This is a genomic window from Verrucosispora sp. WMMD1129 (assembly GCF_029581255.1).
Lineage (GTDB): Bacteria > Actinomycetota > Actinomycetes > Mycobacteriales > Micromonosporaceae > Micromonospora > Micromonospora sediminimaris.
This window is the reverse complement of sequence record NZ_CP120741.1, coordinates 3,694,219-3,708,932: the sequence shown is the minus strand read 5'-3', so window position 1 is coordinate 3,708,932 and position 14,714 is coordinate 3,694,219. Positions and strand designations below refer to the sequence as shown.

Annotated in this window: 5 protein-coding genes and 3 rRNA genes; 3 read left to right on the top strand and 5 right to left on the bottom strand. The window is 65.7% G+C overall.

Going from position 1 to position 14,714, the window contains the following annotated elements; translation table 11 throughout:
- Window positions 1–216: 216 nt before the first annotated feature.
- A complete protein-coding gene (locus O7624_RS17200) occupies window positions 217–2,562 on the top strand; it encodes a hypothetical protein (RefSeq protein WP_282236520.1) in 2,346 nt (781 codons plus the stop codon).
- A gap of 94 nt (window positions 2,563–2,656) precedes the next feature.
- Here O7624_RS17200 and O7624_RS17195 read toward each other — a convergent pair whose 3' ends face one another.
- Window positions 2,657–3,412 (bottom strand): FkbM family methyltransferase, encoded by a 756-nt coding sequence (locus O7624_RS17195; protein WP_282236519.1) that lies wholly within the window; start codon window positions 3,410–3,412, stop codon window positions 2,657–2,659.
- A 171-nt stretch (window positions 3,413–3,583) separates the two neighbouring features.
- Here O7624_RS17195 and O7624_RS17190 point away from each other — a divergent pair, with 171 nt between their 5' ends.
- Window positions 3,584–4,843 (top strand): polysaccharide biosynthesis protein, encoded by a 1,260-nt coding sequence (locus O7624_RS17190; RefSeq protein ID WP_282236518.1) that lies wholly within the window; start codon window positions 3,584–3,586, stop codon window positions 4,841–4,843.
- Between the two features lie 179 nt (window positions 4,844–5,022).
- On the top strand, window positions 5,023–6,837 hold the full coding sequence (locus O7624_RS17185) for a VanW family protein (protein ID WP_282236517.1): 1,815 nt from the start codon (window positions 5,023–5,025) through the stop codon (window positions 6,835–6,837).
- Window positions 6,838–7,035: 198 nt separating this feature from the next.
- Here the strand turns inward: O7624_RS17185 and O7624_RS17180 are convergent, their stop codons facing one another.
- The 4 genes from O7624_RS17180 to O7624_RS17165 form a co-directional block, all read right to left on the bottom strand.
- A complete protein-coding gene (locus tag O7624_RS17180; RefSeq protein ID WP_282236516.1) occupies window positions 7,036–8,337 on the bottom strand; it encodes an IS256 family transposase in 1,302 nt (433 codons plus the stop codon).
- Between the two features lie 165 nt (window positions 8,338–8,502).
- Window positions 8,503–8,619: ribosomal RNA gene (gene rrf, locus O7624_RS17175) — 5S ribosomal RNA — on the bottom strand.
- Window positions 8,620–8,714: 95 nt separating this feature from the next.
- Window positions 8,715–11,827: ribosomal RNA gene (locus O7624_RS17170) — 23S ribosomal RNA — on the bottom strand.
- Window positions 11,828–12,200: 373 nt separating this feature from the next.
- A 16S ribosomal RNA gene (locus O7624_RS17165) occupies window positions 12,201–13,715 on the bottom strand.
- The 16S, 23S and 5S rRNA genes sit together here, the layout of an rRNA operon.
- Window positions 13,716–14,714: the final 999 nt, after the last annotated feature.

Sequence of the window (14,714 nt, the reverse complement as noted above, 5' to 3'; positions counted from 1 at the left end):
GCGGCGACCGACCGCGCTGGTGGCGGCCACTGTACGCGGCCCGCGGCGACCCTCCCCCGTCACCACCGAACCATCCGTTGACCTGATGGGATGGGCGACGGCAGGTGTGGCAGTCTTCCCGCCATGGCAGCGAACCCTTCTCCACCTCCCCGCACGGTCGACCGGACCGGTGGGCCGGACGTGCTGCGTCCGGGCCGGGTTGGTGAGGGTACGTCGATGGCTGCGGACGCTGCATCCGCGTCCGCTCGCACCGGTCGGCTGGGTACGGACCGGATCCGGACCGCGGCGCTCGCCATCGTCGCGCTCAGCGTGCTGTGGCGTGCTCAGGTAGCCTCCGGCGGCTTCCTGGCGGCCGACGACTACGTGATGATCACGCAGGCGGCCGAGTCGAACCTGACCGTCGAGCACCTGCTCGCCCTCTACAACAACCACCTCATGCCCGGCGGTCGGCTGCTCACCTGGCTGATCACCGAACACGTCGGCATGGCCTACTGGCCGTACGTGCTGCTGATGGCGATCGGCCAAGCGGTGCTCGGCATCACCTTCTTCCGGCTGCTGCGTCGACTGCTGCAACCGTCCTGGCTGCTGCTCCTGCCGCTCGGCGCGCTGATGTTCAGCCCGCTGACCCTGGAAGCCACGTCCTGGTGGGCGGTCGGGGTCAACATGCTGCCGATGCAGATCGCCATGGTGCTCGCGGTTGGCGCGCAGGTCAGTTATGTGCAGACCCGACGCAAACGGCACCTGGTCACGCTGGCCCTCTCCGTACTGCTCGGCCTCGTCTTCTTCGAGAAGGCGATTCTGGTCGTGGCGCTCGTCTTCCTGCTCACCGCTGCCCTCTACGCCGAAGGCGGCTTCTTCCGCACCATCTGGACCACCATCCGCCGCTGGTGGCCGTCCTGGTTGCTGCTGACCGTCCTGTCGCTCGGCTTCCTCGCCGCCTACCTGGGCAACTCGGAGTCTTCCCTGCGCCGGCCGGCATCGGCCGGTGAGGTGTTCTCCTTCCTCACCCAGATGCTCGGGTCCACCGTGGTACCGGGACTGGTGGGCGGACCATGGCAGTGGCTGGGCGCAGGCGACGGCGCCCCGGTCGCGGCACCACCGGAACTCGGCACCTGGGTGGCCTGGACGATCTTCGTGGCCCTGGTCGTGGCGACCGTCCGCCGTCGCCGTCGCGCCGGACGCGCCTGGCTGCTGCTCGGGTCGTACCTGGTGCTGGTGGCCGCGATGCTTGCCGCAACCCGACTCGGTTCGACCTTCAGTGGGGTCGCCGGCGGCGTCCCCCGTTACGTCAGTGACGTCGTCGTGGTGGCCGCCATCTGTCTCGGCGTCGCCGTGGTGGGGCTGGCCCGGCCGTCCCGCTTTGCCGGCGCGACCGAGCCACCCACCGTCGACACGCCTCGAACGACGCCCATGGCCCTCCCGGAGCCGAGAGACGGCCGGACCCCGGACAGCGGCGTCCCGCAGACCGTGGCCGCGCCGAGCGCCACAGCACCCCCGGCAAGCCCGACCGCACCCCCGGAACACCCGACCGCGCCGGTGCTGGCCGAGGCGGTCCGGACCGGTCGGCCTGCGCGGGTGGTGGCCCGGCTCGGCGTCATCCACGCCGAAGCCCCCGTCGACCCCGAGCCGGATCCGGCATCGACGACCGCGCCGGACGTGACCCCGCCGACGGCATCCGTCGCCGACTCGGTGCCGGACGCCGAGGCCGGTGCCGTCCGCGCCCCTGACCCGGTCGTCGAGCCGCACCCCAGCAGTTCCCCGGATGCCGGTGACGCCTCGACCGCCGGCCCACCGCCACGCGACGCCGACGACCGACCGACCGGGCCGGACCGGCGACCGCCGGCCGCCGCTCCGTCCGACCCGCTCGGGCCTCCTCCTCCCGGGCTGCTCGGCCCACTGCCCGAGCGCTACCGGGAAGCGGTGAACGTGATGCTTGCCCTGATGCTCGTCGCCGTCTGCCTGGGCACGGTGTGGACCACGTCCCGGTACAGCGACGAGTGGGCAGTCAAGTCGAGCCGGTCGTACATCGACACCGTTCGGATCGAGATGGCCAGCGCGCCGCCCGACACGGTGTTCTTCGACGCTCCGGTCCCGGACAACGTCGTACCGAGCCTGTCCTGGCCGTACAACCTGCAGTCACGCTTCTTCCGTGCCTTCGGCACCCGTCCCACGTACGTGGACGAGGCCGACCACGTCTCGGTCTTGGACGCCCTCGGCCGGATCCAGGTGGCCACGATCGTCGGTAGCACGATCCAGCCGGGGCCGCAGGAAGGCTGCGGCTACCTGGTCGCCAGCGGGCAGACGGTACGCATGCCACTCAACGAGCCCCGGGACGACTGGCACTGGGTGGCCCGTATCGGCTACCTCAGCTCGGCGGACGGCACAGCCACCCTGCGGTTCGGCACCGGAACCGCCGAGTTCCCCGTCAAGAAGGGCCTCAACCAGCGCTTCTTCCGCATCGTCGGTGGCGGGGACGCGGTCGAACTGACGGTGGCCGGTAGCGACGTGTCGCTCTGCACCAACGAGATCGCGATCGGCAACCCGACGCCCAAGCCCGAGTAGGCCCAAGCCGGTCGGCGGCGGGGCGAGCCTCGGCCCGCCGCCCGCCGGTCACCCGGGCCCGAACAGCTCGGTCACCCGGGCCCCAACAGTTCGGTCACTCGGGCCGGAACAGCACCGAGTTGACGTACCGGGGGCGGGGCCATACGACCCGGCGCGCGAAGCCCTGACCCACCCGGGCGATCGCCGCGCGCTGATGCCCACCGAGGTCGAAGTCGGCCAACGGCACCCACGTCCGATCCGGCAGCACGTACCCGCGATAGCCCCAGCCGGTCAGCAGGTCCAGCAGCGGCTCCACCGGCTGGATCCGCTCCTCGACCTCGATCAGCAGCACCGGCCGGTCCCGCCGGACGGTCCGCTCCGCACCACGCAGGGCGGGTAGTTCGTGACCCTCGATGTCGAGCTTGATGAAACGCACGTCGGTCAGGTCCAGCGAGTCCAGCGTGATCCTTCGGACGGAGACCGCAGGGCCCTGGGCCGCGTCCTCCAGCGAGGAGGTGCCGACGATCGCCCCACCCTCCGGCAGGTAGAGGGTGGCCGTGCCCTCGTGGTCGGAGACGGCTGCCTCGACCACCTCGACCTGCGGGAAGGCCACTCGGAGCTGCCCGGCCAGCGCCGCGGTCGGCTCCACCGCAACCACCCGGTCGGCCCGGCGGAGCAGTCGGGCCGTCCACGGCCCGTACCAGGCGCCCACGTCGACGGCGGTGCCCCCGGCCGGAACGAAATCGGTGAGCCGGGCAAGTTCCGGCTCCACCCGTGGGTACGCGCGGCGGATCGCTCCCGCCAGCAGTCGGGCAGGTAGCAGCGCCGCCAGTCCGGAGGTCGCGGCGGGGGCCAGCTTCGTCGACGCCATGGGGCAGCACACTAGACGTTTCCGGGCCTGCTGGGCAGGGGCCACCGGTACGGGGCTGTCGGAACCGTCGAGCTGCCGATACCGTCTTCCGGTCGGGCCGCCGTCCCGACCGGATCGCGGCCCGAAGACGCCGGGTCGTCCGCGCGGACGACCGACACGACGCGGAGTGGCATGGCCCAGACCACGAGCAGGGACGTCGCACGGGTGCGACTCGGCGCGGCGGGTGCCGCGGTCACCGTAGCGACCGTGGTGACAAATGCGCTGGCGTACGTCGTTCCGATGCTCGGTGCGCGCCGGCTCACTCCCGTCGACCTGGGCGCGCTGGCGACGGTGCTCGCGCTGGCCGCGATCGCGGCGGTACCCGGCTTCGGTCTGCAGATCGCGGTCGCCGCCCACCGCGCGCGGAGGGGCGCTGGTGACACCGGCCCTCTCGGGTTGCGAACCGCAGCCCTCACGGCTGGGGTGACAGTCGCCGCGGCACCGATCTTGACCATCGCCCTGCGGCTGCCGCTGGCACTCACGTTGCTGCTCGCGACCACCACTTTCGCCACCGTGCTCAGCGGCCGGTGGCTCGGAGAACTCCAGGGGCAGCAGCGTTTCCTGCGGCTCGCCGCGGCGATGGTCGCGGTGGCCGTCGGCCGCTACGGGGGACTGGTCGCCGGGCTGCTGCTCGGTCGGGGACCGGAGATGTGCCTGTTCCTGACCACCGTGACCGGCCTGTTCGCGCTGCCGTTGGTGGCCCGTCTCGCCAGTTCCCCCGAGTACCCACGACCAGTCGACCCGGCCACGTCCGGCCCCGGTGACGTCGAAGCGACCGGGACATCCCCGGATCCGAGCCCTGCTGCGCGGCGGCTGGGGGCACGGCAGGTGATGACGGCGGGCGGAGCGACGCTGGCGATGCTCACCATCTCGTACGCGGACCTGATCCTGGCCCGCCAACTCCTACCGGCGGCCGCTTCCGGCGCGTACGCCGTCGGCGCGGTCCTCACCAAGGGTGCCCTCTGGGCGCCTCAGGTCGTCACGCTGCTGGTGCTGCCCCGGTTGGCCCAGGGTGATCGCCGGGCCCGGCTGGTGGCACTGGCGCTGATCCTGACGTGCGGGGCGGTCCTGGTGGTCAGTTCGGCGGTCGCCGGCGAGCTGGCCTTCCGGCTCGTCGGCGGCGCCGATTACCTGCACCTGGCCGGGACGGCGCCGATGTTCGCGGCCGTCGGAGCGCTCTACGCGGTGGTGTTCATGCTGGTGAACGATCGAGTGGCGACCGCCGCCCGCTGGCCCGCCGCGCCGCTGTGGCTGGCGACGGCAGGGTTGACGGCGGCAGCCGCGCTGATCGCGCCACGCACCGTGACGGGAGTGCTTACCTGCTCGCTGACCGTCGCCACCCTGGCTGCCGTGGTGATGGCCTGGCTGGTGTTCGGGCGCGGTCGGCGCTGACACGCGGGAGATCCGACCGTCACCATGAGTGATAATTCGGCATGCTCGCCACGCCGAACGGGCACGACTGGGGATCCGTGCCCACTCGGGCTCCCCGACGGTGGTCTGGTTGGCTACCGTGGTTCTCTTCCGGAGAAGGAACCCCGGCTCCGCATGCGGTATGTCGCTAAGAGGTAGTTGTGACGCTGTACGGCGAAGAACGTCCCCCGCCGGCCGACGACCGGCCCACGGTGCAGGTGACTGCGGTCAACTGGCCGATCGAGGAGCCGGCGCGCCCGGCACCCGTCCCGCCGGGCGGTGACCGCCCCCGGTTCAGCCGGTTCCGGCTGCTACTCGCCGCCGGCGTGGCCACCGCCGTGCTCGGCTCGGTGGGCGCGGTGGCCGTCTGGGCGTACGCGGGCGACGTGCCGCGCGGCACCAGCGTGCTCGGCACCGAGCTCGGTGGGCGCAGCCGGACGGAGGCCGCGCGGGAGCTGCGGGCGCAACTGGACCGCCGGGCCGCCGAACTTCAGGCCCCCATCCAGGTACGCGTCGGCGAGCGGACGGCAGAGATCAATCCCGCCGAGGTCGGGCTCACCGTCGACGTGGACGCCACCGTGGCAGCCGCCGCAGCAACAAACGCCCACGCCGTGGACCGCCTCGTCGGCTCGCGGGAGATCGAGCCGGTGGTCGCGGTCGACGTGCCGAAGCTGGAGGCCGCGCTGAAGAAGCTCGTCGGCGACCAGGGCCGGAAGATGACCATGCCGGCGATCACCTTCTCCGGCACCAAACCGAAGGTGCGCTACCCGAAGCCCGCACTCACCATCGACCCGGAGCACTCCGCCGACGCCGTCAAGCAGGGCTGGTTGAGCGGGCAGCCGGTGACCGTCCCGTTGGTGGAGAACCACCCGGCCACCACCGCCGAGGAGGTGGACCGGTTGGTCGCCGAGCTGGCCGAACCGGCGGTGGCGGCACCGGTCAAGCTGACCACCGAGCGTGGTTCGGTCACCATCCCGCCGGAAGCCATCGCGAAGGGCCTCCGTTTCAAGGCCGACAAGACCGGCAAGCTCACGCCCAGCGTGGACGTCAAGAAGCTGAAGGCCGCGCTCGGAAGCAAGCTCGACAGCGTCGAGGTGGCCCCGAAGGACGCCACGATGACCATTTCCGGCGGCAAGCCGAAGGTGGTCGACGGGCGGGCCGGCAAGCAGGTCGACACCGGCGATCTCGGCCCTGACCTGCTCGCCGTACTCCCTCGCGGCGAGGGTCGTACGGTCTCCGCCGACCTCAAGCCGGTCGAGCCGAAGCTCACCGCGGCGAAACTGCGCAGCCTGGGGATCAAGGAGAAGGTGTCCTCCTTCACCACCAACTTCACCGGCGGGCTCTCCTCGCCGCGCAGCCAGAACATCGTGACGATCGCCAACGACGTGAAGGGCACTGTGGTTCTGCCGGGCGAGACGTTCTCGCTGAACGGTCACACCGGCGAGCGCGGCTACGCACAGGGCTACCGTGACGCGCCGGTGATCCTCGACGGCAAGCTGGTGCCGGGGGTCGGCGGTGGCACCTCACAGTTCACCACGACCCTCTTCAACGCCACGTACTACGCCGGCCTGGAGGACGTCGAGCACAAGCCACACTCGTACTACTTCAGCCGCTACCCGGCGGTCATCGAGTCGACCATCTTCTGGCCCAACCTCGACTTCAAGTTCCGCAACAACACCGACTACGGCGTCCTGATCGACACCTCCTACACCGGCAGTTCGGTGACGGTGTCGATCTGGAGCACGAAGATCTGGGACAGCGTGAAGACCGACTACGGTCCCCGGCGCAACATCACCTCGCCGAAGACCGTCTACCTGGAGCCCGGGCCGACCTGCATTCCCGCCAGCGGCAGCCAGGGCTTCACGCAGGACGCGTTTCGGGTCATCAAGAAGGACGGCAAGGTCGTCAAGCGGGAGAAGTTCAGCTGGACCTACAGCGCCGAGCCGCGCTTCATCTGCGCCAAGGAACCCACCTGACGTCCACCGGGCACCAGCTCCGTCACGGCCCCGGCGCGAGGCCGGCGGGGACTGCGTAGATTTCCGTGTTTGACCTGGGTGTGGTCCGTTGGACAGGACGTTGATCCTGTCCGGGAAGGACCACGTCATGGCAGACAAGAAGAACGCTGTTCAGCTTCGGGTCTGTCAAACGAACGGTGTAACTCGGGTTGTTGACGGCTACTTGCGGCCTGCGGACAGGCGTCCTTCGAAGGCGATGTCGAAGGCGTTGAGGGCTGGCTTCCAGCGGATGGTCCAGCGCCGGCGGCCCTGCCCGGTGGGGTCGAGGCTCATCACGGCCAGGTAGACGCATTTCAGCGCGGCGGCCTCGTTGGGGAAGTGGCCGCGGGCGCGGACGGCGCGGCGGATGCGGGCGTTGACGCTCTCGATGGCGTTGGTGGAGCAGACGACGGTGCGGATCTCGGCGTCGAAGGCCAGGAACGGCACGAACTCCGCCCACGCCTGCTCCCACAGCCGCACGATCGCCGGATACTTGCCGCCCCACGCCTCGGTGAACTCGGCGAACCGGGCCCTGGCAGCCGGCTCGGTGGGCGCGGTGTAGACCGGCCGCAGGGCTTTGGCGATGGCGTCCCAGTGCTGCCGGCCGGCATACCGGAACGAGGCACGCAGCAGATGGATCACGCAGGTCTGCACCACCGCTTCGGGCCACACCTCGCCGATCGCGTCGGGCAGCCCTTTGAGTCCGTCACAGACCACCATGCACGCGTCCGCGACACCGCGGTTCTTCAGCTCGGTGAGGACCTGCAGCCAGAACTTGGCGCCCTCACCGCCGTCACCGGCCCACAGCCCGAGGATGTCCCGGGTGCCGTCAACGGTGACGGCCAGGGCCAGGTAGATGGGCCGGTTGGCGACCTTCCCGTCACGGATCTTCACGTGCACCGCGTCCAGGAAGATCACCGGGTAGACCGGGTCCAAAGGCCGGTTCTGCCACTCGGTCATGCCCTCGACAACCTTGTCAGTGATCGTCGAGATCGTCTGCCGTGACACGTCGGCACCGTAGACCTCGGCGAGGTGGGCCTGGATCTCCCCGGTGGTCAGGCCCTTGGCGGACAGCGAGATGACCATGTCGTCCACACCGGACAACCGACGCTGCCGCTTGCGGACGATCTGCGGCGCGAACGACCCATCCCGGTCGCGCGGCACGTCAATCTCGACCGGGCCGACATCGGTGAGCACCGTCTTGGCCCGCACACCGTTGCGGGAGTTCCCGCCGTTCCTGCCCGCCGGCTCGCCCTTGTCATAGCCCAAGTGATCGGTGATTTCGCCCTCAAGCGCTGATTCCAGGACTCGCTTCGTGAGCTGCTGCAACAGACCGCCGTCGCCGGTCAGCTGCAGACCCGCCGCACGGGCCTGCTCCACGATCTGGGCGACGAGTTCCCCGTCGAGACCCTCCGCCGGTTGTCCCGGCCCGTTCTTCGCCACCGCGGCAGTATCCACGGCGGCCATCGATCCATCAGACATCAGGTGCTGCTCCTTGATCAGGAGTTACACCGTTCGTCTTACAGTCCCCGATTCGGGGACGTCGAGTGAACGATGCGGGACGTCGATTCCAGGGGCCGGGGCGGTTTCGGTACGTGGAAACGACTTCAGGGCCACCCCGTTTGGGGTGGCCCTGAATCGAAGAATGTCCGGCGGTGTCCTACTCTCCCACACCCTCCCGGGTGCAGTACCATCGGCGCTGGAGGGCTTAGCTTCCGGGTTCGGAATGAGACCGGGCGTTTCCCCTCCGCCATGACCGCCGTAACCTTATCAACATGTCAAACAACACCAACACCAACACGCTTGTCGGGGTGCTGTTTGTTTGTTGTGAGTTACACAGTGGACGCGTAGCAACTTTGATAGTCAAGTCCTCGGCCTATTAGTACCGGTCAACTGAACCCGTTACCGGGCTTACATTTCCGGCCTATCAACCCAGTCGTCTAGCTGGGGGCCTTACCCCCACAAAGTGGGGTGGGATACCTCATCTTGAAGCAGGCTTCCCGCTTAGATGCTTTCAGCGGTTATCCCTTCCGAACGTAGCTAACCAGCCGTGCCCCTGGCGGGACAACTGGCACACCAGAGGTTCGTCCGTCCCGGTCCTCTCGTACTAGGGACAGCCCTTCTCAAGTATCCTACGCGCACGGCGGATAGGGACCGAACTGTCTCACGACGTTCTAAACCCAGCTCGCGTACCGCTTTAATGGGCGAACAGCCCAACCCTTGGGACCTGCTACAGCCCCAGGATGCGACGAGCCGACATCGAGGTGCCAAACCATCCCGTCGATATGGACTCTTGGGGAAGATCAGCCTGTTATCCCCGGGGTACCTTTTATCCGTTGAGCGACACCGCTTCCACACGCAAGTGCCGGATCACTAGTCCCGACTTTCGTCCCTGCTCGACCCGTCAGTCTCACAGTCAAGCTCCCTTGTGCACTTGCACTCAACACCTGATTGCCAACCAGGCTGAGGGAACCTTTGGGCGCCTCCGTTACCCTTTAGGAGGCAACCGCCCCAGTTAAACTACCCACCAGACACTGTCCCTGAACCGGATAACGGTCCGAAGTTAGATACCCGAATCAACCAGAGTGGTATTTCAAGATTGCCTCCACCCATACTGGCGTATGAGCTTCACCGGCTCCCACCTATCCTACACAAGCCGACTCAAATACCAATGTCAAGCTATAGTAAAGGTCCCGGGGTCTTTCCGTCCTGCCGCGCGTAACGAGCATCTTTACTCGTACTGCAATTTCGCCGGGCCTGTGGTTGAGACAGTGGGGAAGTCGTTACGCCATTCGTGCAGGTCGGAACTTACCCGACAAGGAATTTCGCTACCTTAGGATGGTTATAGTTACCACCGCCGTTTACTGGCGCTTAAGTTCTCCGCTTCGCCCCGAAGAGCTAACAGGTCCCCTTAACGTTCCAGCACCGGGCAGGCGTCAGTCCATATACATCGAATTACTTCTTCGCATGGACCTGTGTTTTTAGTAAACAGTCGCTTCCCCCTGCTCTCTGCGGCCATACAACGCTCCACCCGCGCGGGGCTTCACGTCTCCGGCCCCCCTTCTCCCTAAGTTACGGGGGCAATTTGCCGAGTTCCTTAACCACAGTTCGCCCGATCGCCTCGGTATTCTCTACCTGACCACCTGTGTCGGTTTGGGGTACGGGCCGCTCAGAACTCGCTAGAGGCTTTTCTCGGCAGCATAGGATCACTGACTTCACCTGAATCGGCTCGGCATCACGTCTCAGCCTTCATGACGTGCGGATTTGCCTACACGTCGGCCTACACGCTTACCCCGGCACAACCACCGGCCGGGCTCAGCTACCTTCCTGCGTCACCCCATCGCTTGACTACTACCCGCCAGGTTCCCACGCTCCCCCAGCTTGGTCCGAAGACCGCACCAGGCTCGGGTGGTTAGCACAACGAGGTTCATCAGGGACGCTCCTTCGCGGGTACGGGAATATCAACCCGTTGTCCATCGACTACGCCTCTCGGCCTCGCCTTAGGTCCCGACTCACCCAGGGCGGATTAACCTGGCCCTGGAACCCTTGGTCATCCGGCGGAAGGGTTTCTCACCCTTCTTTCGCTACTCATGCCTGCATTCTCACTCGTGCCGCGTCCACAACTAGGTCACCCCGCTGCTTCACCCCCGGCACGACGCTCCCCTACCCACCCACACACCTGGATGCCCACCTCGAAAGACAGACACCGGGCTCTGTGTGAGTGCCACAGCTTCGGCGGTGTGCTTGAGCCCCGCTACATTGTCGGCGCGGAACCACTTGACCAGTGAGCTATTACGCACTCTTTAAAGGGTGGCTGCTTCTAAGCCAACCTCCTGGTTGTCTATGCGACCCCACATCCTTTTCCACTTAGCACACGCTTAGGGGCCTTAGCTGGTGATCTGGGCTGTTTCCCTCTCGACTACGAAGCTTATCCCCCGCAGTCTCACTGCCGCGCTCTCACTTACCGGCATTCGGAGTTTGGCTGATTTCGGTAAGCTTGTAGGCCCCCTAGACCATCCAGTGCTCTACCTCCGGCAAGAAACACACGACGCTGCACCTAAATGCATTTCGGGGAGAACCAGCTATCACGGAGTTTGATTGGCCTTTCACCCCTAACCACAGGTCATCCCCCAACTTTTCAACGTTGGTGGGTTCGGCCCTCCACACGGTCTTACCCGCGCTTCAGCCTGCCCATGGCTAGATCACTCCGCTTCGGGTCTAGAACATGCGACTCAAACGCCCTCTTCAGACTCGCTTTCGCTACGGCTCCCCCACACGGGTTAACCTCGCCACATGCCACTAACTCGCAGGCTCATTCTTCAAAAGGCACGCCGTCACCCCGCAAGGCTCCGACGGATTGTAGGCGAACGGTTTCAGGTACTATTTCACTCCCCTCCCGGGGTACTTTTCACCATTCCCTCACGGTACTCGTCCGCTATCGGTCACCAGGAAGTATTTAGGCTTACCAGGTGGTCCTGGCAGATTCACGGCAGATTTCAGGAGTCCGCCGCTACTCGGGAACACCCACAGAAGACCAGCAGCTTTCACCTACCGGACTATCACCGTCTACGGTCGGCCTTTCCAGACCATTCAGCTAACCACTGGCTTTATCACTCCTCACACGAGTGTCAGCTCGTGTAGCAGGGTCCCACAACCCCGACCACGCAACCCCTGACAGGTATCACACGCAACCGGTTTAGCCTCAATCCGCTTTCGCTCGCCACTACTCACGGAATCACATGTTGTTTTCTCTTCCTACGGGTACTGAGATGTTTCACTTCCCCGCGTTCCCTCCACACACCCTATGAGTTCAGGTGCAGGTGACATCACATGACTGATGCCGGGTTACCCCATTCGGACACCCTGGGATCACAGCTCGGTTGACAGCTCCCCCAGGCCTATCGCGGCCTCCCACGTCCTTCATCGGCTCCTGGTGCCAAGGCATCCACCGTTCGCCCTTGACAACTTGACCACAAAGATGCTCGCGTCCACTGTGCAATTCTCAACAAACAACCAACCCACAACCCACCGTCTCCCACCAGCCCGGCAACCACCGGCGGTATGAGAAACCAGGCCATGCCTGGCGCCACTCAGGACACCACGTCCCAAGCATCGGCTCTGAAAGACAACCACCACGGGTTGTTCCTTCAGGACCCAACAGGGTGCCCTACGCCTCCCCCAGCCGCACCACAACCCCGTTCCCACCACCCCACAGGGCAGCTGTACTAGGAAATTCCGGCCGTTGCCGAGGAAAACTCGCCAGTGTCTCCGCCAATCGAGCACCCCGACCCGACATCCGCGGGCCGCGGGCTCCATACCAGCCTTCGCTGGATGGTGCTCCTTAGAAAGGAGGTGATCCAGCCGCACCTTCCGGTACGGCTACCTTGTTACGACTTCGTCCCAATCGCCAGCCCCACCTTCGACGGCTCCCTCCACAAGGGTTGGGCCACCGGCTTCGGGTGTTGCCGACTTTCGTGACGTGACGGGCGGTGTGTACAAGGCCCGGGAACGTATTCACCGCAGCGTTGCTGATCTGCGATTACTAGCGACTCCGACTTCACGGGGTCGAGTTGCAGACCCCGATCCGAACTGAGACCGGCTTTTTGGGATTCGCTCCACCTCACGGTATCGCAGCCCATTGTACCGGCCATTGTAGCATGCGTGAAGCCCTGGACATAAGGGGCATGATGACTTGACGTCATCCCCACCTTCCTCCGAGTTGACCCCGGCAGTCTCCCATGAGTCCCCAACCGAATTGCTGGCAACATGGGACGAGGGTTGCGCTCGTTGCGGGACTTAACCCAACATCTCACGACACGAGCTGACGACAGCCATGCACCACCTGTCACCGGCCCCGAAGGACCCCACATCTCTGCGAGATTTCCGGCGATGTCAAACCCAGGTAAGGTTCTTCGCGTTGCATCGAATTAATCCGCATGCTCCGCCGCTTGTGCGGGCCCCCGTCAATTCCTTTGAGTTTTAGCCTTGCGGCCGTACTCCCCAGGCGGGGCGCTTAATGCGTTAGCTGCGGCACAGAGAACCGGAGAGGCCCCCCACACCTAGCGCCCAACGTTTACAGCGTGGACTACCAGGGTATCTAATCCTGTTCGCTCCCCACGCTTTCGCTCCTCAGCGTCAGTATCGGCCCAGAGACCCGCCTTCGCCACCGGTGTTCCTCCTGATATCTGCGCATTTCACCGCTACACCAGGAATTCCAGTCTCCCCTACCGAACTCTAGCCTGCCCGTATCGACTGCAGGCCCGCAGTTGAGCCACGGGTTTTCACAGTCGACGCGACAAGCCGCCTACGAGCTCTTTACGCCCAATAAATCCGGACAACGCTCGCGCCCTACGTCTTACCGCGGCTGCTGGCACGTAGTTGGCCGGCGCTTCTTCTGCAGGTACCGTCACTCGCGCTTCGTCCCTGCTGAAAGAGGTTTACAACCCGAAGGCCGTCATCCCTCACGCGGCGTCGCTGCATCAGGCTTCCGCCCATTGTGCAATATTCCCCACTGCTGCCTCCCGTAGGAGTCTGGGCCGTGTCTCAGTCCCAGTGTGGCCGGTCGCCCTCTCAGGCCGGCTACCCGTCGTCGCCTTGGTAGGCCATCACCCCACCAACAAGCTGATAGGCCGCGAGCCCATCCCAAGCCGAAAAACTTTCCACCCACAAACATGCGTCCGCAAGTGAATATCCGGTATTAGCCCCGGTTTCCCGGGGTTATCCCAAAGCCTAGGGCAGGTTGCTCACGTGTTACTCACCCGTTCGCCGCTCGAGTACCCCGAAGGGCCTTTCCGCTCGACTTGCATGTGTTAAGCACGCCGCCAGCGTTCGTCCTGAGCCAGGATCAAACTCTCCAACAAAAACCTGAAGGAAAATCCATCCCAGCAACAAACAAAATTGTTGCCAAAGGAATCCAAACCAACCAGAAAAACTGGCCAGCCCGGGAATCAAACAAAAATTTGGCACTGGCATATCAAGCACCCTGTTGAGTTCTCAAAGAACAACCACACACCATCAGACAACCCCACAAAAGGGCCACCATCCGGGGCACCACACCCGCCACAACCGCGCCGGGCACTTTTACTACGTTACCTCACCGTCTGCGGCGAGTCAAACCGGCTTGTCCCGGTCCGTCACGCTTCAGGTGGTTCGGCACCCGCGACCGAGCACAGCGGTCACCCGCTCGACTCGGTCATCGGATTTGGCAGGCCGGCCGCTGCGGTTGCCCGCACGCTCGCCCGGTTCCCTGCCGGTCGTAAACCTTACCCGGTCGGTTCCGCCCCACCAAATCCGCCCCTCGGCGGCCCGGTCGAGCCCCACCCGGCCGAGTCCACAGAGGACGATGTCCTCGCGAACCCGGTGCCAGTCGGAATCTGACTCTCAGTGCTTTCGCCCTGTTTGCCCGTTCCGCGCTGGCAGAGAGAAAGTTACGCGTCCGGCGGAGTGATCGTCAAATCGGCGCGGAGCGGTCCCCGTCACACTCGTTGAAGCCTCGACTTCGGTGCGTCCAGCCCACCCTCCACACGCCAACGGAGACAACCGACCGGCGCATGGACGGCGGCTCAAGGCGTACCGCGTCGGGACGCCCGCCACCCGCGAAGGCCCAGCAGACCCACAGCCGTGCCGATAGCCAACGACGCCGCGATGAGCAGTGCGTGCACCCACAGGAACGCGGTCGCCGGCCAGGCCCCGGCAACCCCGCTCGCCCACGACCTCGGGTCGTTCCAGATGGCTACCGCAAACCTTGGCCAGATCACCCAGGTCCATATCCCCACGCCGGTGAGGAATACTGCCCAGCCGCGTGACAGCACCATGGTCGGCGAGTATGCCAGCGGCCGGACCGGGACGTCGGCGGAAGC